Source organism: Streptomyces tibetensis (genome assembly GCF_040647715.1).
Taxonomy (GTDB): domain Bacteria; phylum Actinomycetota; class Actinomycetes; order Streptomycetales; family Streptomycetaceae; genus Streptomyces; species Streptomyces tibetensis_A.
The window spans coordinates 215,373-235,112 of the sequence record NZ_JBEZCR010000006.1 but is presented as its reverse complement, the minus strand read 5'-3'; the positions used below and the strand labels follow the sequence as shown (position 1 = coordinate 235,112).

Annotated in this window: 17 protein-coding genes; 9 read left to right on the top strand and 8 right to left on the bottom strand. The window is 70.5% G+C overall.

Annotated elements, in window-relative coordinates:
• Nucleotides 1–23: 23 nt before the first annotated feature.
• A complete protein-coding gene (locus AB0B29_RS18175) occupies nt 24–449 on the bottom strand; it encodes a hypothetical protein (RefSeq protein ID WP_362240462.1) in 426 nt (141 codons plus the stop codon).
• Complete coding sequence (locus AB0B29_RS18170; protein WP_362240459.1) at nt 446–2,674, bottom strand: hypothetical protein; 2,229 nt, start codon at nt 2,672–2,674, stop codon at nt 446–448. The genes AB0B29_RS18175 and AB0B29_RS18170 overlap by 4 nt, the downstream gene beginning before the upstream one ends.
• A 695-nt stretch (nt 2,675–3,369) precedes the next feature.
• Between AB0B29_RS18170 and argC the strand changes: the two genes are divergently transcribed.
• The 7 genes from argC (at nt 3,370) to AB0B29_RS18135 (ending at nt 10,904) form a co-directional block, all read left to right on the top strand.
• Nucleotides 3,370–4,398, top strand: coding sequence for an N-acetyl-gamma-glutamyl-phosphate reductase (gene argC / locus AB0B29_RS18165; protein WP_362240457.1), 1,029 nt, complete (start codon nt 3,370–3,372; stop codon nt 4,396–4,398).
• Nucleotides 4,395–5,546: a bifunctional glutamate N-acetyltransferase/amino-acid acetyltransferase ArgJ gene (argJ, locus tag AB0B29_RS18160; protein ID WP_362240454.1), complete on the top strand. Its 1,152-nt coding sequence runs from the start codon at nt 4,395–4,397 to the stop codon at nt 5,544–5,546. Before argC ends, argJ begins: the two co-directional genes overlap by 4 nt.
• Nucleotides 5,543–6,457, top strand: coding sequence for an acetylglutamate kinase (gene argB / locus AB0B29_RS18155; protein ID WP_362240452.1), 915 nt, complete (start codon nt 5,543–5,545; stop codon nt 6,455–6,457). Before argJ ends, argB begins: the two co-directional genes overlap by 4 nt.
• Nucleotides 6,454–7,653: an acetylornithine transaminase gene (locus AB0B29_RS18150; RefSeq protein ID WP_362240449.1), complete on the top strand. Its 1,200-nt coding sequence runs from the start codon at nt 6,454–6,456 to the stop codon at nt 7,651–7,653. Before argB ends, AB0B29_RS18150 begins: the two co-directional genes overlap by 4 nt.
• Before the next feature lie 7 nt (nt 7,654–7,660).
• Nucleotides 7,661–8,206, top strand: a complete 546-nt coding sequence (locus AB0B29_RS18145; protein ID WP_362240446.1) for an arginine repressor — start codon at nt 7,661–7,663, stop codon at nt 8,204–8,206.
• 338 nt (nt 8,207–8,544) lie between these two features.
• Nucleotides 8,545–9,102: a PadR family transcriptional regulator gene (locus AB0B29_RS18140; RefSeq protein WP_362240443.1), complete on the top strand. Its 558-nt coding sequence runs from the start codon at nt 8,545–8,547 to the stop codon at nt 9,100–9,102.
• Nucleotides 9,103–9,179: 77 nt separating this feature from the next.
• Nucleotides 9,180–10,904, top strand: a complete 1,725-nt coding sequence (locus AB0B29_RS18135; RefSeq protein ID WP_362240440.1) for an acyl-CoA dehydrogenase family protein — start codon at nt 9,180–9,182, stop codon at nt 10,902–10,904.
• A gap of 258 nt (nt 10,905–11,162) precedes the next feature.
• Here the strand turns inward: AB0B29_RS18135 and AB0B29_RS18130 are convergent, their stop codons facing one another.
• From AB0B29_RS18130 to AB0B29_RS18105, 6 genes are all read right to left on the bottom strand, one after another.
• On the bottom strand, nt 11,163–11,966 hold the full coding sequence (locus AB0B29_RS18130; protein ID WP_436845854.1) for an FAD:protein FMN transferase: 804 nt from the start codon (nt 11,964–11,966) through the stop codon (nt 11,163–11,165).
• The gene (locus tag AB0B29_RS18125; protein WP_362240437.1) at nt 11,959–13,038 is read right to left on the bottom strand and encodes an FMN-binding protein; all 1,080 of its coding nucleotides are present in this window, start codon (nt 13,036–13,038) and stop codon (nt 11,959–11,961) included. Before AB0B29_RS18125 ends, AB0B29_RS18130 begins: the two co-directional genes overlap by 8 nt.
• 40 nt (nt 13,039–13,078) lie before the next feature.
• Nucleotides 13,079–14,461: a ferredoxin reductase family protein gene (locus AB0B29_RS18120; protein WP_362240434.1), complete on the bottom strand. Its 1,383-nt coding sequence runs from the start codon at nt 14,459–14,461 to the stop codon at nt 13,079–13,081.
• 127 nt (nt 14,462–14,588) lie between these two features.
• Nucleotides 14,589–15,287, bottom strand: a complete 699-nt coding sequence (locus tag AB0B29_RS18115; protein ID WP_362240431.1) for a L,D-transpeptidase family protein — start codon at nt 15,285–15,287, stop codon at nt 14,589–14,591.
• A 3-nt stretch (nt 15,288–15,290) separates the two neighbouring features.
• A complete protein-coding gene (locus tag AB0B29_RS18110) occupies nt 15,291–15,878 on the bottom strand; it encodes a pyridoxamine 5'-phosphate oxidase family protein (protein WP_362240429.1) in 588 nt (195 codons plus the stop codon).
• A gap of 140 nt (nt 15,879–16,018) precedes the next feature.
• Nucleotides 16,019–16,906, bottom strand: a complete 888-nt coding sequence (locus tag AB0B29_RS18105; protein ID WP_362240426.1) for a hypothetical protein — start codon at nt 16,904–16,906, stop codon at nt 16,019–16,021.
• A gap of 224 nt (nt 16,907–17,130) precedes the next feature.
• Here AB0B29_RS18105 and argH point away from each other — a divergent pair, with 224 nt between their 5' ends.
• Both argH and AB0B29_RS18095 read left to right on the top strand, forming a co-directional pair.
• A complete protein-coding gene (gene argH, locus AB0B29_RS18100; RefSeq protein ID WP_362240423.1) occupies nt 17,131–18,567 on the top strand; it encodes an argininosuccinate lyase in 1,437 nt (478 codons plus the stop codon).
• A gap of 169 nt (nt 18,568–18,736) precedes the next feature.
• Nucleotides 18,737–19,708: an aldo/keto reductase gene (locus AB0B29_RS18095; protein ID WP_362240420.1), complete on the top strand. Its 972-nt coding sequence runs from the start codon at nt 18,737–18,739 to the stop codon at nt 19,706–19,708.
• The last annotated feature ends 32 nt before the right edge of the window (nt 19,709–19,740 follow it).

Genomic DNA, 19,740 nt, shown 5'->3' with positions numbered 1-19,740 from the left:
CCGGGGGCGTCACTGCACACACGTCAGGAAACGAGTGCAAACCAGTCGTCGGCAGGCGGCCACCTACGCGGCCGCATCACATCCCGGATCCGCAGGACGTCGGCGCACCGGCCCTCAATGACGTCCACCGCCTCCGGCGGCGTGTGATCGGTGAGCCGCAGCACACGGACCCGGGCGAACACCCTGCGCTTCGCCGGGTTGTTGCCATGCCCGTCCAGCCGGCCAAGCAGACCGTCCGTACGGTTGGCCTGCCCCAGCCAGCGAAGACGGTGTTGTGTGTCCGAGACCAGGTAGATCGCGGTGGTGATGTCCAACTCCTCGTACCGCCACCGCTCAGACCATGGCACAGGGCGGAAGAGAACCTCGTCGAGGTACCGGCCAGCTGCTCTGGGCAGGGCCCCCAGACGGCCGTCGGTCAGCACCGGCCCGACCGGCAGAGTGATGGTCACAGGACGTCCCCCTCCTCAGCAAACTCCTCCTCGAACTCCGCCAGGTCGTCGCCCTCGTCCGAGTCGCTGGCCTCCGTGAGGAACTTCTCCGACGCGGACTCCTCGATCGTCGCGTGGCCGTACTGCATGTCGATGACGGCCGACTTCAGCATGACTACGTCGCCCTGCACAACGGCCAGTGCCCGATGCAGAGCGGCAATTTCCTGCTCCACGGCTCCGTGCAGGGGCGTCTGGCCGGCCGCCTGCGCGTCGGCCAGAAGGGAGCGCGCCGTCCTGAGCACCTCGACCACGGCCGTGGGCAGCTCGTCGGTGACGGCGTCGTAGAAGCGGCCGCGGGTGTCGGTAAAAATCTCCAGCGGAGTCGGGGCCGGAGGCTGCGGGGTCTTCCCGTCGGTGCTGCTGTCCCGGGTCGTGGACGTCGACGTGCGCTTGGTCTGGGCCTTCGGGAAGGACATGTCGAACCAGGACTTGTCAGCCTTCGTGCCCTCGATAGGAAGACCCTCGGGGTCCACCTGCCGGGGCACGGTGTTCTTGGCCGTCGCCCTAGCGAGCTCGTTCATCAGCCCGATCGTGCGTCGAGGCTGGCTGAGCATGGCCTTGCGCGCGTTGATCGTGCTCCGGCGGATCTTCTTGTCGGCGACAGTCTCGCCGTTGTCGGTCTCCCCGCCGCCGCTCTGGGCTCCGATCGAGCCGCGGTCTGCCTCGATGATCTTGCACTCGGCGAGCCAGTGGATGCCGCGGGTCGCCAGGAAGCGGTCCAGTGTCTCGGGGTCGAGCGGCTGGCCGGCGGTGCTGGCGTCTCCGATCACCTCATTCCAGGCGGGCTCCTCGGCCAGGTGCCCGCCGAACTTGATGAAGGTGCTGCTCAGCAGGCCGTCCAGGACGCGGGGGTTCCAGCGGAAGCTGTACCCCTCGCCGATCACCGAGGAGACCATGCGCAGACGGTGCCAGACGTGGTCCTTCTGCGTGGCGGTGCGTGCCGGCTCGCCCAGCACTCGGCGCACGGCGCTGGCCCGGGCCGGATCCTTGGGGAAGACCACGGCGTACAGGGCGCGGTCGCGTCGGTCGCGGGCGGTGACGATGTCCTCGCTGGGACGGGGTTCGGGGTCGGGACCCTCCCCGGCGAGCCAGGCCCTCTCCTCGTCGCTGATCCACCCGCGCTGCTTTGCATCCCGCAGGACGGCACGCAGGTCGGAGGCCGCCTTCTCGACCAGGGTGTAGCTCAGGGGCGGGCGCCGGTGGTCGGCGCGGTTCGGGTCGAAGACGACGTTGTGGAAGTCCTCCGGGGCGGAAGTCCCCACGATGATCTGCATCCTGACCGTGGCGACTTTGGCGGCCCGCCTCGCCTGGTCGTGCAGGCGGTGGCGCTCGTCGTCGAAGGCCACGCGCAGTGCATCCGCGAACGCCGGAACCCATACCGCGGGATCGGCCACCTTCGGGGGCACGCCATCGGCGCCGTCGAGTCCGAGGATGCCGCGATCGATACCGAAGACGACGTCCTTCGGCATCAGGCCATGGAGCGCAAGGCGGGCCCGGCTGCGGTTAGCGCCCTTGATGGCCGTGGGGTCGAGGACCCGCCGCACCTGAGTGGTGATGGCGCCGCCCAGTTCCTTCACCGGTTCCCGGACCTGTCGCAGCAGTAGGGCGTGCAAGGTGGTCTCGTTCTGCCCGTAGACCTGCATGTCGTCGATCAGCTTGTATCCGCGGTCCCCGTCGGCCTGATCGAGAGCGTCGGTCATGGTGCCGGTCAGCCCGCTCAGCAACTGGCCGTCCACCGGTTCCGCGGTCGTCAGGAACGCCGCCGGCAGCCCGTCTTCACGCCGTCCTGTCACCAGACGCGGAAGCATCCGGGCCGGGTCGGAGTTGCGGCGCACGGGAGAGTCGAAGGAGCCGCGGATGCGCTCGTTGTACTCGCCGGGGCTGCCAGCGAACCCGTGGACGTTGACCTCCATGATGTCGAGGCCGGTGCTCGGGTCGCGGTTGATCACTCCGGGCTTGATCCGGTACTCGGTGGTTCCGTCGTCGCCTCGCTGCCGGAGGAGGTAGTCCTTGGGGCGGACAATGTAGGGGGCGAGCCCGTCGGTGATCTCCAGGGGGAGCCCGGTGGCCTGGTGCAGCGCGACGGAGAAGATGCGCGTCCACGTGACCTTGTCGGAGCCCGGGAACGGATTGCTCTGAGGGTGGTCTTCGTCGGACTCGTAGTCCTCGATGACGTCGGCGTTCATGACTGCCTCCCGAGATGGGGATACGGCGCCTGGGGCGCCATGCGGCTGCCTGGGCCGGCCGGTCCGGGCAGAGCACGAAGGCGCCCGGACACCCGCACTTTCTCGGGGGTCATCAGTCTCAGCCGCCGCACGCATACGCGATATGAGCGCCTGAACCCGTCCGCTTGTCGTCCCCTCTGCCGCGACGCGGTGGTCATCACGATCCGAAGATCGCGTGACCCGACGGTCACTGCGGACGCCCCCCGGACGGGCCACTGAGGGTTCAGGAAAACTCACGGCATGGAGCCGAATGCTGTCATCGAGCGTACAGGGGCCGTCGACAACGCTGCAGCCTTTTGCGGCCGTTGAGCCCGTGTGACGCTTCGTGCCCTGTCTTCCGAAGCTGGCGGGCGGACTGGGTGGGGGTCGAGGGCAGGGTCGATGCCCGCGGTTCGGAGACCCCGTGAGCTGTTCAGTCAGCTGCCCCTGCCGTAAGACCCAGGTCCTCGCGAACGCTCAAGCGCCACCTCGACCGCTGACTGGCTAACTGAAGCGCTCCGTCACAGCAACACAGTGTTACGGGGCCAAGATCCGCCAACTAGCGTGTTCATCCGCCAACTAAAACTCTCGGTCGCAGTGACGGGTGCGCAACCCATGAATGGGATTGCATAAACGTGCAGCGAAACGTATAGTCATGCCCTCTAGGAGGAGGTTCCATGGCGGTACGTGCGGCAGTGGCCGGAGCGAGTGGGTACGCGGGCGGAGAACTGCTGCGTCTGCTCCTGGCACACCCCGAGGTCGAGATCGGCGCCCTGACCGGCAACTCCAACGCGGGGCAGAAGCTCGGTGCGCTCCAGCCGCACCTGCTGCCCCTGGCCGGCCGAGTGCTCCAGGAGACCACCCCGGAGGTCCTCGCCGACCACGACGTCGTCTTCCTCGCGCTGCCGCACGGACAGTCCGCCGCCGTCGCCGAGCAGCTCGGCCCGGACGTGCTCGTCGTCGACATGGGCGCCGACTTCCGTCTGACGGACGCCGCCGCCTGGGAGCGGTTCTACGGCTCGCCGCACGCCGGCACCTGGCCCTACGGCCTTCCCGAACTGCCGGGCGCCCGCGCTGCGCTGGAGGGGTCCAAGCGCATCGCGGTGCCCGGTTGCTACCCGACCGCCGTCTCCCTGGCCCTTTTCCCGGCGTACGCGGCCGGACTCGCGGAGCCCGAGGCCGTGATCGTCGCCGCGTCCGGCACGTCCGGCGCGGGCAAGGCGCCCAAGCCGCACCTGCTGGGCAGTGAGGTCATGGGGTCGATGTCCCCCTACGGCGTCGGCGGTGTGCACCGGCACACCCCCGAGATCACCCAGAACCTCAGCGCGGCCGCCGGCGCGCCGGTCTCCGTGTCCTTCACCCCGACCCTCGCCCCGATGCCCCGCGGCATCCTCGCCACGTGCAGCGCCAAGGCCGCCGACGGCGTCACGGGCGAGTCCCTGCGCGCGGCCTACGAGAAGGCCTTCGCCGACGAACCGTTCGTGCACCTGCTGCCCGAGGGCCAGTGGCCCGCCACAGCGTCGGTCCACGGTTCGAACGCCGTTCAGGTACAGGTCGCGTACGACGCGGCCGCCGGACGGATCATCGTGATCAGCGCCATCGACAACCTCACCAAGGGCACCGCGGGCGGTGCCGTCCAGAGCATGAACATCGCCCTGGGTCTCGACGAGACCACCGGGCTGACGACGATCGGAGTTGCGCCGTGAGTGTGACGGCAGCCAAGGGATTCACGGCGGCGGGCATCGCCGCCGGGATCAAGGAGAACGGCAACCCGGACCTGGCCCTGGTGGTCAACAACGGGCCCCGCCGTGCCGCCGCCGGCGTCTTCACCTCCAACCGCGTGAAGGCCGCGCCGGTCCTGTGGTCCGAGCAGGTGCTGAAGAGCGGCCAGGTGTCCGCCGTCGTCCTCAACTCCGGTGGCGCCAACGCCTGCACGGGTCCCAAGGGCTTCCAGGACACCCACGCCACGGCCGAGAAGGTGGCCGAGGTCCTCGGGCGGGGCGCCGTCGAGGTCGCCGTCTGCTCCACCGGCCTCATCGGTGTCCTGCTCCCCATGGACAAGCTGCTCCCGGGCGTCGAGACGGCCGCCGCGGCCCTGAGCGAGCACGGCGGCGAGAAGGCCGCCATCGCCATCAAGACCACCGACACCGTCCACAAGACGTCCGTCGTCACCAGGGACGGCTGGACCGTGGGCGGCATGGCCAAGGGCGCGGGCATGCTCGCCCCCGGCCTCGCCACCATGCTCGTCGTCCTCACCACCGACGTGGCCCTCGACGACGAGGTGCTCGACAAGGCGCTGCGGGCCGCCACCCGCACCACCTTCGACCGGGTCGACTCCGACGGCTGCATGTCCACCAACGACACCGTGCTGCTGCTCGCCTCCGGGTCGGCCGAAGTCACCCCGGAGTACGCAGAGTTCGCCGAGGCCGTACGACAGGTCTGCGACGACCTCGGACAGCAGCTCATCCGGGACGCCGAGGGCGCCAGCAAGGACATCAAGGTCGAGGTGATCAACGCCGCGACCGAGGACGACGCCGTCGAGGTGGGCCGCTCCATCGCCCGCAACAACCTCCTCAAGTGCGCCCTGCACGGCGAGGACCCCAACTGGGGCCGGGTGCTCTCCGCCATCGGCACCACCTCCGCCGCCTTCGAGCCCGACCGGCTGAACGTCGCCATCAACGGCGTCTGGGTCTGCAAGAACGGCGGGGTCGGCGAGGACCGCGACAAGGTCGACATGCGCTACCGCGAGGTGCACATCGTCGCCGACCTCGCCGCCGGGTCCGAGACCGCCACCATCTGGACCAACGACCTCACCGCCGACTACGTCCACGAGAACAGCGCGTACTCGTCATGAGCAGTGGATCCACGCGTAAGCACACCGCGCTGCCGAAGGCGCAGATCCTCATCGAGGCCCTGCCCTGGCTGGTCCGGCACAACGGCAAGACGGTCGTCATCAAGTTCGGCGGCAACGCCATGATCGACGAGGACCTCAAGGCCGCCTTCGCCCAGGACGTGGTGTTCCTGCACCACGCCGGCCTCAAGCCCGTCGTCGTGCACGGCGGCGGCCCGCAGATCAGCCGGGCGCTCGACCAGCACGGCATCGTCAGCGAGTTCAAGGCCGGCCTGAGGGTGACCACCGAGGACGCCATGGACGTCGTACGGATGGTGCTGGCCGGGCAGGTCCAGCGCGAACTGGTCGGGCTGCTCAACCAGCACGGGCCGCTCGCCGTCGGCCTGACCGGCGAGGACGCGCACACCATCACCGCGACCAAGCACCAGCCCGAGATCGACGGCGAGCTGGTCGACATCGGGCGCGTCGGTGAGATCACCGCGATCGACACGGGCGCGATCGAGGCCCTGCTCGCCGACGGCCGCATCCCGGTCGTCTCCTCGATCGCCCGCTCCCAGGACGACGGACATGTCTACAACGTCAATGCTGATACGGCGGCTGCGGCACTCGCTGCTGCTCTGGACGCCGAAACCCTCATGGTCCTCACGGACGTCGAGGGCCTCTACGAGGACTGGCCGCACAGCGACGAGGTGATCAGCCGCCTCACCGCGACCGAGCTGGAGCGGCTGCTGCCGGACCTGTCGTCCGGCATGGTGCCGAAGATGGAGGGCTGTCTGCACGCCGTGCGCAACGGCGTCACCACCGCCCGCGTCATCGACGGCCGGGTCCAGCACTCGATCCTGCTGGAGATCTTCACCGACGAGGGCATCGGCACGATGGTCGTGCCCGACGAGCACGAGGGGGACGCCGTATGACCGCCAACCAGGAGCTCACCCAGCGGTGGCAGGGCTCGCTCATGAACAACTACGGCACCCCGTGCCTCCCTCTCGTGCGCGGCGAGGGACTCAAGGTCTGGGACAGCGAGGGCAGGCAGTACCTCGACTTCGTCGGCGGGATCGCCACCAACGCCCTCGGCCACGCCCACCCGGCGATCGTCGAGGCCGTGAGCAGCCAGGTCGCCTCCCTCGGCCACGTCTCCAACCTCTTCATGGCCGAGCCGACCATCGCCCTCGCCGAGCGGCTGCTCCAGCTCTTCGGCCGGGACGGCAAGGTCTTCTTCTGCAACTCCGGCGCCGAGGCGACCGAGGCGGCCTTCAAGATCGGCCGGCTGACCGGGCGCACCCACATGGTGGCCACCGAGGGCGGCTTCCACGGCCGGACCATGGGCGCCCTCGCGCTCACCGGCCAGCCCGCCAAGCAGACCCCCTTCCTGCCGCTCCCCGGTGACGTCACCCATGTGCCGTACGGCGACGCCCAGGCCCTGGCCGCCGCGGTCACCGAGGACACCGCGCTCGTCCTCATCGAACCCGTCCAGGGCGAGAACGGCGTGGTGGTGCCCCCGGCCGGCTACCTCAAGGCGGCCCGGGCGATCACGGCGGCCAAGGGCGCGCTGCTGGTCCTCGACGAGGTGCAGACCGGCATCGGCCGGACCGGGCACTGGTTCGAGTACCAGGCCCACGAGGGCGTCCTGCCCGACGTCGTCACCCTCGCCAAGCAGCTGGGAGGCGGACTGCCGCTCGGCGCGACCGTCGCCTTCGGACGGGCCGCCGACCTGCTCCAGCCCGGCCAGCACGGCACGACCTTCGGCGGCAACCCCGTGGCCTGCGCCGCCGGGCTCGCCGTCCTCGACACCATCGAGAACGAGGGGTTGCTGGAGAACGTCAAGCGGCAGAGCGAGAGGTTGCGGGACGGAATCGAGGGCCTCGGCCATCGGTTGATCGATTTCGTCCGGGGTACGGGACTCCTCCTGGGTATCGTGCTCACCGAGCCGCTCGCGCCCCAGGTGCGCCAGGCGGCTCAGGAGGCCGGATTCCTGGTGAACGTGCCCGCCCCCGACGTCGTACGGCTGATGCCGCCGCTGAACCTGCGCGACGACGAGGTGGACGCGTTCCTCGGGGCGCTGCCCGGCATCCTCCAGGCAGCCGGCGGGGACGGACGATCCGGGGAATGAGACGACGATGAGTCAGGCGCAGGACCACGAGCAGCCAGGGGTGAACGGGCCCGCCGTGCCGCAGACCCGCACCGCCCGCCACCGCCGGATCGTGGACATCCTCAACCGGCAGCCGGTCCGGTCGCAGAGCCAGCTGGCGAAGCTGCTCGCCGACGACGGGCTGAGCGTCACGCAGGCCACGCTCAGCCGGGACCTGGACGAGCTGAACGCGGTGAAGATCCGCAACGCCGACGGCGACCTGATCTACGCGGTGCCCAGCGAGGGCGGGTTCCGTACGCCCCGGGCGCCGCTCGGCGGGTCGGCGAAGGAGGAGCGGATGCGGCGGCTCTCTCAGGAGCTGCTGATCTCCGCGGAGGCTTCGGCGAATCTCGTGGTGCTGCGTACCCCTCCGGGGGCCGCGCAGTTCCTGGCCTCTGCGATCGACCAGGCCGAGCTGCACGACATTCTGGGGACGATCGCCGGGGACGACACGCTGCTGCTGATCAGCCGGGAGCCGACGGGTGGGCAGGCCTTGGCGGATCATCTGCTGAGGTTGGCGCAGAACGGCCACTAGGCCCAGGCCTCTCCGCCTGCCTCATGGCCAGACTGGTCCAGGTCGGCGCGCCAGACTGGTCCAGGTCGGCGCGCCAGACTGGTCCAGGTCGGCGCGCAACTGCTCGGCGGCACTGCCCGGGTCGGTGTCGTGGACGGCCAGGACGGGGTGGCCGGCGTCGAGGATGCGCCGGTAGGTCCCGCTTTCACCCCGTTGCCCCGTCGGCGCGTATCCCGGTCACACCCCTTCCCCGCCCCGGCACGCAGCCGGCGGCAATGATCTGCGCGACCTGCCCCGGGTGAGCCGTGTCTCATGGCGGAAGCGTTGTTATGCAACGAGGTGCATAGCAGGATCGCTGCATGGCGCTCGAGCACGCGATCCTCGTTTCCCTGCTGGAAAAGCCGGGCTCCGGATATGAGCTGGCCCGGCGGTTCGAGCGGTCCATCGGATACTTCTGGACCGCCACCCACCAGCAGATCTACCGCGTGCTCAGGCGGATGGAGAGCGATCGCTGGGTCGATGTCCGGGACGTCCCGCAGTACGGGCGCCCGGACAAGAAGGAGTACTCCGTCGCCCCTCCCGGACGAGAAGCGCTTTCCCTGTGGTTGAGCGAACCAACCGAGCCGGAGAGCGTACGGCACGACCTGGCCGTCAAGATCCGGGGAGCCGCCTTCGACGATCCGGCAGCCCTGATCAGTGAGGTCGAGCGGCACCGGCAGGCGCACACCGGCCGCCTCGCTCACTACCTCGCGGGCGAGGCCCGTGACTTCGGGGAGCCTTCGGCGGACGGTCCGCTCGACGCCGAGCGGGAACTCCAGCACGTCGTGCTGCGCGGCGGCATCGCGTACGAACGCATGATGATCGCCTGGCTCGACGACGTCCTCGCCACACTCGCCCGCTTCGACGCCGAACACTGACCTGCCGAGCGGGCCCTCACCGGACCGTGACCGTGCCCGGACCCACCCTCATCCATCCCAGCCGAAAGGCGGCACCCGTGACCGACGCGCTGCTCTTCAACCCGCGCACCTACGACCCCGCGCACTTCGACCCGGAGACCCGCAGGCTGCTGCGCGCCACCGTCGACTGGTTCGAAGAGCGCGGCAAGCGCCGGCTGATCGAGGACTACCGGACCCGCGCCTGGCTCGGCGACTTCCTCGCCTTCGCCGCCAAGGAAGGGCTCTTCGCGACCTTCCTCACCCCCGCGTCCGCCGCCGCGGAGGGCGAGGGCGACAAGCGCTGGGACACCGCCCGCATCGCCGCCCTCAACGAGATACTCGGCTTCTACGGCCTCGACTACTGGTACGCCTGGCAGGTCACCATCCTCGGACTCGGCCCCGTCTGGCAGAGCGACAACCCCGCCGCCCGTGCTCGCGCCGCCGAACTGCTCTCCCAGGGCGAGGTGTTCGCCTTCGGCCTGTCCGAGAAGGCGCACGGAGCCGACATCTACTCCACCGACATGCTCCTGGAGCCTGACGGCGAAGGCGGCTTCCGGGCGACCGGCTCCAAGTACTACATCGGCAACGGCAACGCCGCCGGGCTCGTCTCCGTCTTCGGCCGCCGCACCGACATCGAGGGCCCCGACGGCTACGTCTTCTTCGCCGCCGACAGCCGTCACCCGGCGTACCACCTGGTCAAGAACGTCGTCGACTCGTCGAAGTACGTCAGCGAGTTCCGCCTCGAGGGCTACCCCGTAGCTGCCGAAGACGTCCTGCACACCGGCCGAGCAGCCTTCGACGCCGCCCTGAACACCGTCAACGTGGGCAAGTTCAACCTGTGCACCGCCTCGATCGGCATCTGCGAACACGCGATGTACGAGGCCGTCACCCACGCGCGGAACCGCATCCTCTACGGCCGCCCCGTCACCGCCTTCCCGCACGTGCGGCGCGAGCTCGCCGACGCGTATGTCCGGCTCGTCGGAATGAAGCTGTTCAGCGACCGCGCCGTCGACTACTTCCGCACCGCAGGCCCCGACGACCGCCGCTACCTCCTCTTCAACCCGATGACGAAGATGAAGGTGACCACCGAGGGCGAGAAGGTCATCGACCTGATGTGGGACGTCATCGCCGCCAAGGGCTTCGAGAAGGACAACTACTTCGCCCAGGCCGCCGTCGAGATCCGCGGCCTGCCGAAGCTGGAGGGCACCGTCCACGTCAACCTCGCCCTGATCCTCAAGTTCATGCGCAACCACCTCCTCGACCCGGTCGCGTACGAGCCCGTCCCGACCCGTCTCGACGCGGCCGACGACGACTTCCTCTTCCGCCAGGGCCCGGCCCGCGGCCTCGGCTCGGTGCGCTTCCACGACTGGCGGCCGGCCTTCGACACCTACGCCCACCTGCCGAACGTCGCCCGGTTCCGGGAACAGGCCGACGCGCTGTGCGAGTTCGTCCGCACGGCCGCCCCCGACGAGGAGCAGAGCCGGGACCTCGACCTCCTGCTCGCCGTCGGACAGCTCTTCGCCCTGGTCGTCCACGGGCAGCTGGTCCTGGAGCAGGCGGCGCAGGCCGGCGTCGAGGAGGACGTCCTCGACGAACTGTTCGCCGTCCTCGTACGTGACTTCTCCGCGCATGCCGTCGAGCTGCACGGCAAGGACTCCGCAACCGAGGAGCAGCAGCTCTGGGCCCTCGGCGCCGTCCGGCGCCCGGCGGTGGACGAGGCGCGTTCGAAACGCGTCTGGCAGCGCGTCGAGGCGCTGTCGGGGGCGTACGAGATGATGCCCTGAGGCCTCGGCACGGCCTCGGACGAACCGCCACGGGGTACGGGCGACCGCCCGTACCCCGTGAGGCAGCCACATGCTTCAGCGGAGTCGAGGACTGTGATCACGACCAGGCGGGGTCGTAGCACAGAGGTGATGCGCCGCGCCGTCATCGCGGAGGACGTCGGGCCGAGCGCCCCGCCCCCTTCTCCGGGTGACGCCCCCGCAGGTCTGGCAAGGTCCCCGCGCCGCCGGGCTGCGGACCCACCCGCCCCCAGCCACAGCTCACCCCAGCCTCGAAGCCAGGCCCCCCGTACACCGCACCTCGTCCCCTGCCGTGATCAGCAGCGCCTCCACCCCGGGCAGCGACTCCAGCCACGCCAGGCCCTCCCGCGAGCCCATCGCGAACGCGGCCGTCGCCCAGCAGTCCACCCACGTCAGCCGGGGGCCCACCACCGTCACGGCGACCAGGTCGGTCACGGCGGAACGTCCCGTACGGGGGTCGACGATGTGGTCTCCGCGCTCCGCCGTCCCGGACGTGGCCACGGACAGTTCCTCCACCCCGGCCGCCGAGACGACCGCCGCGAGTCCCCCCGGACGCAACGGGTCGGCCACCCCCACGCGCCACGGCCGCTGCCCACCCGGTGTCCCGAGCAGCTGCACATCGCCGCCGCCGTTCAGGTTCACCCCGCACACTCCGGGCACCTCCGCCAGCAGCCGTGCCGCCCGCTCGACCGCCCAGCCCTTCACGATGCCGGTCGGATCGAGGCGGCCCCGGTACGACGTGCTGAACCAGCCGTCGCTCAGCCGCTCGGCCTCGGCGGCCAGTTCCAGCACCTCGGCGACCTCGGGATCGCACTCGGCGACAGTCACTTCCCCGCGCTGCAGCCGGGAGATCTGGCTGTCCTCGCGGTACGTGCTGAACACCTCGTCGACCCGGTGCAGCCCGGCGACGGCCTCGTCCAGGGCCGCGCGCACGGCGGCCGGTTCCCCGCCGCGGACGTCGAAGGAGAAGACGGTCCCCATCGTCTCCTCGGCATGACGTACCGCGGCGGGAGCCTGTGCGGAGTCGGCCACCGTGTCAGCCACCGGCCTGGTCCAGCGCGGACTGGAGGGACTTCTTGTACCCGGCGCTGGTGTACGTGGCACCGGACACCGCGTCGATGTCCGCGGTTCCGGCCGCCACGGCCGCCTGGTTCAGGCGCGGTACCGAGTTGGCGGTGATCTGGTCGCTGCGGCCGCCCTTGGGGGCCTGGACCGCCTCGGCCTTGGTGATCTTCCCGCCGGCGACGGTCACCCGCACCTGCACCGGCCCGTACTGCGTCTGCGCCACGCTGCCGGTCAGCGTCCGCGTCGCCGCCTGGCCGCCCCCGGAACCCGCCGCCTGGCCGCCCCCGGAACCCGCCGCCTGCGAGGAACCGCTCCCGGCCGGAGCCTTGTCGAGCGCCGACTGGAGGGACTTCTTGTACCCGGCGCTGGTGTACGTGGCACCGGACACCGCGTCGATGTCCGCGGTTCCGGCCGCCACGGCCGCCTGGTTGAGGCGCGGTACCGAGTTGGCGGTGATCTGGTCGCTGCGGCCGCCCTTGGGGGCCTGGACCGCCTCGGCCTTGGTGATCTTCCCGCCGGCGACGGTCACCCGCACCTGCACCGGCCCGTACTGCGTCTGAGCGACATCGCCGGTCAGCGTCTGCGCGCCGCCCGAACCCTGCTGCCCTCCGGCCGACGTCTTGGCCTTGTCCAGCGCCGATTGGAGCGACTTCTTGTAGCCGGCGCTGGTGTACGTCGCCCCGGACACCGCGTCGATCTCCGCGCTCTGCGCCGCCACCACGGCCTGGTTCAGGCGCGGCACCGAGCTGGCGGTGATCTGGTCGCTGCGGCCGCCCTTGGGGGCCTGGACCGCCTCAGCCTGGGTGATCTTGCCGTTGCTCATGGTCAGGCGGACCTGCACCGCGCCGTACTGCGTCTGCGCCGCGTCACCGGTGACCGCGCCGTTCACGCCGCCCTGCGGTGCCTGCCCGGCCGCCGCGGGCGGTGCCTGCCCCGCCGCCTGGGCGGACCCCGGGTCGGAGGCCGGCTTCAGGGACAGCAGCAGCACGATCCCGGAGACGGTGGCTGCGCCGGCGAGCACGGCACGCCGGACGGGGTGAGACTTCCTCATCGTTTCCCAAACTCCTGAAGGGCCGTTGGTGTCCCGTCGCTCACATCTCGAACGACTCGTGATGGATGCGGCGGGCGGGCACTCCCGCTCCGCGCAGTGCCTCGTAGACCGACTGCGCGAAACCGGGCGGCCCGCACATGAAGACGTCGTGGTTGTCGATGTCCGGGATCTTCCGCTGGAGGGATTCCGCGGAGATGTCCGGGCGTTCCCCCTGCGGGCTGTTGACCGCGTACATCAGCCGGGCACCGCGCTCGTCGGCGATCTTGGCGAGCTCGCCCCACAGGGCCAGGTCCTGGGTGGTGTTGGCCCGGTAGAGCAGGGTGATGTCGCCGGACGCGCCCGGCAGCGTCTCGAACAGCGCCCGCATCGGGGTGATGCCGACACCACCCGCGACGAGCAGGACCTTGCCGCGGCTGCGGCGCTGCGCGGTCATCGCGCCGTACGGGCCCTCGGCCCACACCTTGGTGCCGGGCTCGAGGTCCCGCAGCCGGGAGGTGTGGTCACCGATCGCCTTGACCGTGATGCGCAGCATGTCCGGGCGGGGGGCCGCCGACAGCGAGTACGGATGCGAGCTGAAGCGCATGCCCGGTGCCTTGAACCGCCAGCGGAAGAAGTGCCCGGCCTCCGCGCCCATCCGGTGCAGCTTGCGGCCGCTGATCAGCACGGACACAATCCCTGGCGTCTCCTCGATGACCGCCGCGACGCGCATGCGGTGCCGCAGGTTCAGCCGGATGGGGGTGAGGATCCGGTACCAGACGACCAGCGCGGTCACCACGCCGTACAGCCCGTACCAGAAGGTCTTCGCGGCCGGCTCGACGGCGAACTCGTTGCCGGTGGTGATCTGGTGCCAGAACGTCATGTACACCGAGGCGTAGGTGAGCAGGTGCACGTGGTACCAGGTGTCGTAGCCGATCAGGCGGCGCACCCCGCCGATCGACAGGATCCCGATGAGGAACAGCAGGCCCGTGCCGATGGCGGCCTTGCCCATGTCCGGCAGCTGGTTGATGGAGTCCGTCGTCTGCTGGACGATGTCGCCGAGGCTCTTGCCCGCCTGGAGTGCGTAGCCCCACATGGTGAGGAAGACGTGGGCCAGCACCAGGCACAGCGTGTAACGGCCGGTCATGGCGTGCCAGCGCGCGACCCGGTCCGTGCCCACCCGGCGCTCCAGGGCGGGCACCCGGGCCATCTGGAGCACCACCAGCGCCATGAGGTAGCCGGCGAGCAGACCGGTGATCCGGCCCGCGGCCAGGATCTTGCTCGTGTCGTCGGCGAGGGACGGTGTGTTGTCCCACCACAGCCACAGCACGGCCGCCGCACCGGCCCACAGGGCGATCAGCAGCGGAACGGCCGGGGAGCGGCGCGGGCGGATGCGGCGCATCGTCTGGCGGCGGGCGGCACGTCCGCCTGCGAGCGTGGTGGTCACGGTTCCTCCGTGGGGACTTGACCCTTGGCCCACAGATACGCACCGCGACACGGGAGTGTTCAGTCGTGCACCGAGTCGCGTGCGGACGGGAGTGACCGCTGGTCACGCTCGCACGGCCCCGCCCCGCTCACAGACGGGTGACGGCCGTGCTCCCGCTGCGCGTCCCCACGGCGATGTGCGGCCGCCGCGCGGGGTCGGCCCACCCGAGGATCCGCCGCATCGCCTTCTCGGACACGGAGACACAACCGGCCGTCGCCCCGCGCCCGTTGACATGGAGGAAGATGCCCGCGCCGCGGCCCCGCACGGGCCGCTCGTAGTTGAAGCCGATGACGAGCGCGTGCGCGTACTGCACGGCGTAGGTGATCAGGTGCTCGGACTCGGCGGCCCGGCAGTCGGCCGCACGCGGTTCGCTCCAGCGGTTGTAGGAGCGGGAGTCGTTGTCCTGGCACCACCAGGAATCCCGGTGCACCCGGCGGTAGGTGTACGCCGTCCCGCGCGGCGCGGCCTTGATGCCGAAGGCGTACGGCAGGCCGTAGAGCCCGGTGGGTGTGGTGTTCGTGCCCTGCTTGCGGGTGGCGCCCGGGGCGAGTCCGTTCGCTCCGAAACGGGCGGGTGCGGAGCCCCTCTTCACCCAGCGCCCGTCCTCGCGGTCCCACCAGGTGACCGTGCCGGTCGTCGAGGCCCGCTTCGGGGCCACCGCGGTGATCAGCTGGGTGCCGCCGCCGGTGTGGGCCATCCGGGCCGGCAATGGCGGCGAGGGGGCGGCCGGACCGGCGCCGAGCACGATCAGGGAGGAGACGGCGAGGGCGAGGGCACCGGGGCGCATGTCTCAGACGGTAGAGGGAGGCAGCGGCAACGGCAGCCCGGGTAGTCCGTCCAGGCTGGTGGCGATGTGCTCCTTCTTGCTGAAGTACGCGCTGAGCGAGGCGTCGTCCTCCCGGGCGAACCGCTTGCCGTGCAGGTCCCGGTCCTCCTCGTACGCCATGAAGGGGACCCCGTAACCGCAGGTGTCGCGGACGAGTTCGGCGGTGACGACGATGATCGCGCGCAGGCCGTGCCGTGCCGGGTCGATGTCCGGGAAGTGCGTGAGCAGTTCCCGGAAGCGGGGATCGTCACGGAAGACCGGCTCGCCCCTGCCGTGCACGCGGACGATGTTCGGCGGGCCCTGGAAGGCGCACCACATCAGGGTGATCCGGCCGTTCTCCCGCAGATGGGCGATGGTCTCGGCGTTGGACCCGGCGAAGTCGAGGTAGGCCACCGTGAGCTCGTCGAGCACCGCGAAGGAGCCCGTGAGGCCCTTGGGGGAGAGGTTGACGGTGCCGTCGGCGGCCAGGGGCGCGGTGGCGGTGAAGAAGACCGGCTGTGCCTCGATGAACGTGCGGAGCCGGCCGTCTATGCGCTCATAAGTCTTTCCCATGTTGAACGATTATGGCCGCAGATCTTTCGACCGTCTAAGAGTTTGCGGGGTCCGGTCACCTCTGCCGGACCCCGCGCGCGGACGTCTGCCGTGGCCGCCCCGGCCGGCGCTCCCACGGGGCGGCCACAGCGCCTGTCACCTCACTTGTTGAGCGTGCAGGCGGCCAGGGAGTCCAGGCCCTGGGGCTTCGCGGCGGTGCGGCCGATGGCGGTGGCGATGCGGTTGACGGTCGAGACGCGCTTGTCCTTGAGGGGGCCGAGGATGGCGTTCTGGACGAAGTTGGGGCCGCCCTGGCCCACGGTGTTCACCAGGCGGGTGTTGGCTTCCCGGATCTGGGTGTCGAGGAGGGTGAGGTTGCGGTCGACCTCGGCCTTGGCGGAGGCGGGAACGGCCGGGAGCTTGGAGCGGACGTCGGGGCAGGTGATCGTGCCGGCGGCGGCGTTGCCCGCGTTCCCTGCATTGCCCGCGTTCCCTGCATTGCCCGCGTTCCCCGCATTGCCGGCGTTGCCCGTGTTCCCGGCATTGCCCGCGTTGCCGCCCGCCTGCGGCTTGCCGGCCGCGCCGCCGCCCGCGTTGGTGCCCGCGCCGTTCAGCGTGCAGCCGGCCAGGGCGTCCAGGCCCTGGGGCTTCGCGGCGGTGCGGCCGATGGCGGTGGCGATGCGGTTGACGGTCGAGACGCGCTTGTCCTTGAGGGGGCCGAGGATGGCGTTCTGGACGAAGTTGGGGCCGCCCTGGCCCACGGTGTCGACCAGGCGCTTGTTGGCTTCCTGGATCTGCGTGTTGAGCAGGGTGAGGTTGCGGTCGACCTCGGCCTTGGCGGAGGCCGGAACAGCCGGGAGCTTGGAGCGGACGTCCGGGCACGTGATGGTGCCCGGGCCCGCCAGCGTCCGGGCGTTCTTGGCGCCGTTGTCGGGCGACTCCCCGGCGAGAGCGAAACCGGCGATGACCGTGCCGGACAGAGCCACCGCGGCGGCGCCGCCGATGAACGTGACGCGACGCTTGTTGTACTTCGGAAGAGCCCTGGACATGCGGATGCCTCACTAGGGGGTCGGAGTGTGGTCGGTGTCGTAACGCGGCGCCTGCGTTCGGCGAGAGGTACGGGTAAGCGGTTTCCCGCGTTCAAGGGATCTTCAAATTCCTTCGACGTGGCCGGAAACCGCCCGTCGGCCCCGCCGAATTGACGAATCATGCAGTGGTCTGCATACTCATGCATGAAGGTGAGGCACATCCACACCCCTTGAGGAGCGCGCAGGTGAGCAGCAACAGCGGTGACGTCCGGCTCTGGGGCGGACGTTTCGCCGACGGTCCCGCCGAGGCCCTGGCGAAGCTGTCCGCGTCCGTCCACTTCGACTGGCGGCTCGCGCCGTACGACATCGCCGGTTCGCGTGCCCACGCGCGCGTGCTGCACAAGGCGGGCCTGCTCACGGAGGACGAGCTGACCCGCATGATCGCGGGACTCGACCAGCTCGAGGCGGACGTCGCCGACGGCTCCTTCGTGGGCACCATCGCCGACGAGGACGTCCACACCGCCCTGGAGCGCGGCCTCCTGGAGCGCCTCGGTGCCGACCTCGGCGGCAAGCTGCGCGCGGGCCGCTCCCGCAACGACCAGGTCGCGACCCTCTTCCGCATGTACCTGCGGGACCACGCCCGGATCGTCGGCGGCCTGATCGCCGAGCTCCAGGACGCGCTGATCGGTCTGGCCGAGGCCCACCCCGACGTGGCGATGCCCGGCCGCACGCACCTCCAGCACGCCCAGCCCGTCCTCTTCGCCCACCACGTCCTGGCCCACGTCCAGTCCCTGTCCCGGGACGCGGAGCGGCTGCGCCAGTGGGACGCGCGGACCGCGGTCTCGCCCTACGGCTCGGGCGCCCTGGCCGGCTCCTCCCTCGGGCTGGACCCGGAGGCGGTGGCGAAGGACCTCGGATTTGAACACGGCTCGGCCGGAAACTCCATCGACGGCACGGCCTCCCGGGACTTCGTCGCCGAGTTCGCCTTCATCACGGCGATGATCGGCGTGAACCTCTCACGGATCGCCGAGGAGGTCATCATCTGGAACACGAAGGAGTTCTCCTTCGTGACCCTGCACGACGCCTTCTCGACGGGCTCGTCGATCATGCCGCAGAAGAAGAACCCGGACATCGCGGAGCTGGCCCGTGGCAAGTCGGGCCGCCTGATCGGCAACCTCACCGGCCTGATGGCCACGCTCAAGGCTCTCCCGCTCGCGTACAACCGCGACCTCCAGGAGGACAAGGAGCCGGTCTTCGACTCCATCGACCAGCTGGAGATCCTGCTCCCGGCCTTCACCGGGATGATGGCCACCCTCACCGTCCACCGCGAGCGCATGGAGGAACTGGCCCCGGCCGGCTTCTCCCTCGCCACGGACATCGCGGAGTGGCTGGTGAAGCAGGGCGTGCCGTTCCGCGTGGCCCACGAGGTGGCGGGCGAGTGCGTGAAGGTCGCCGAGGCCGAGGGCAAGGAGCTGGACGAGCTCACGGACGAGCAGTTCGCGAAGATCTCCGCCCACCTCACCCCCGAGGTCCGCACGGTCCTCAACGTCCCCGGCGCACTGGCCTCCCGCAACGGCAGGGGCGGCACGGCCCCGAGCGCCGTGGCCGTGCAGCTGGCAGAGGTGAAGGCCGACGTGGCGGCCCAGCACGAGTGGGCGGTGGCCAAGGGAAGCGCCCTCTAGGGGCGCGGGGCTGTATCGATGTGCGGCTCCGCCGCGTAGGCGCGACAAGCCACGACGAACCCGCACGCGCCGAACCACCGCTCGAACCGAGCTCTGATCGCGAGCGCCGAAGGTCATCGCGGGTACGTTGGTCGGAAGCCGTACCGGACCCGACCGAACGGAGCCCGCGATGCCCTTCGCGCGACTGGCAACCGCAACGACCCCCACCTGCCACATCGGACTGGGCCTCGCCGCCGTGGGACGCCCCGGCTACATCAACCTCGGCCGGGACGAAGACCTCGGAGAGGACCGCAGCGTCGAAACGCTGCGCAACCGCACCCACGAACTCCTCGACGCCGCCTACGCCCAGGGTGTCCGCTATTTCGACGCTGCCCGCTCCTACGGCCGCTCCGAGGAGTTCCTCGCAGGCTGGCTGAAGGACAGGCCCGGCCTCGACGACATCGTCGTAGGCAGCAAGTGGGGCTACACCTACACCGCCGACTGGTCCACCGACGCCGAGAAGCACGAGGTCAAGGACCACACCCTCGCCACCTACGAACGGCAGCGCGCGGAGAGCGACGCCCTGCTCGGCGACCGGCTCGACCTCTACCAGATCCACTCGGTCACCCCGGACAGCCCGGCCCTGACCGACAAGGAACTGCACGCGAAGCTCGCGGAAGCCGCCGCGCGGGGCCTCACCGTCGGGTTCTCCACCAGCGGCCCCGCCCAGGCGGACGCCATCCGCGCCGCCCTCGCCGTGACGGTCGACGGCGAGCCGCTCTTCCGTACCGTGCAGTCCACGTACAACGCGCTGGAGACCTCCGCGGGCCCCGCCCTCGCCGAGGCGCACGACGCCGGACTCACCGTGATCGTCAAGGAGGGCATGGCCAACGGCCGGCTCGCCGGGCCGCACGCCCCTGACGTGGTACGGGAGGTGGCCGAGCGGACCGGGCTGGGCTGCGACGCCGTCGCCCTGGCCGTCATCCTGCGGCAGCCCTGGGCCGGTGTCGTCCTGTCCGGCGCGGCCACCACCGACCAGCTCGCCTCGAACCTGCACGCGGCGGTCGTCGACCTGGACGACGAGCAGCTCACCCGCCTCGCCACGCTGGTCGAGGAGCCCCACGCGTACTGGGAGCGGCGCGCGCGGCTGCCCTGGCACTGACCACCCCTGTAAGCCGCACCGACACGGCGGCC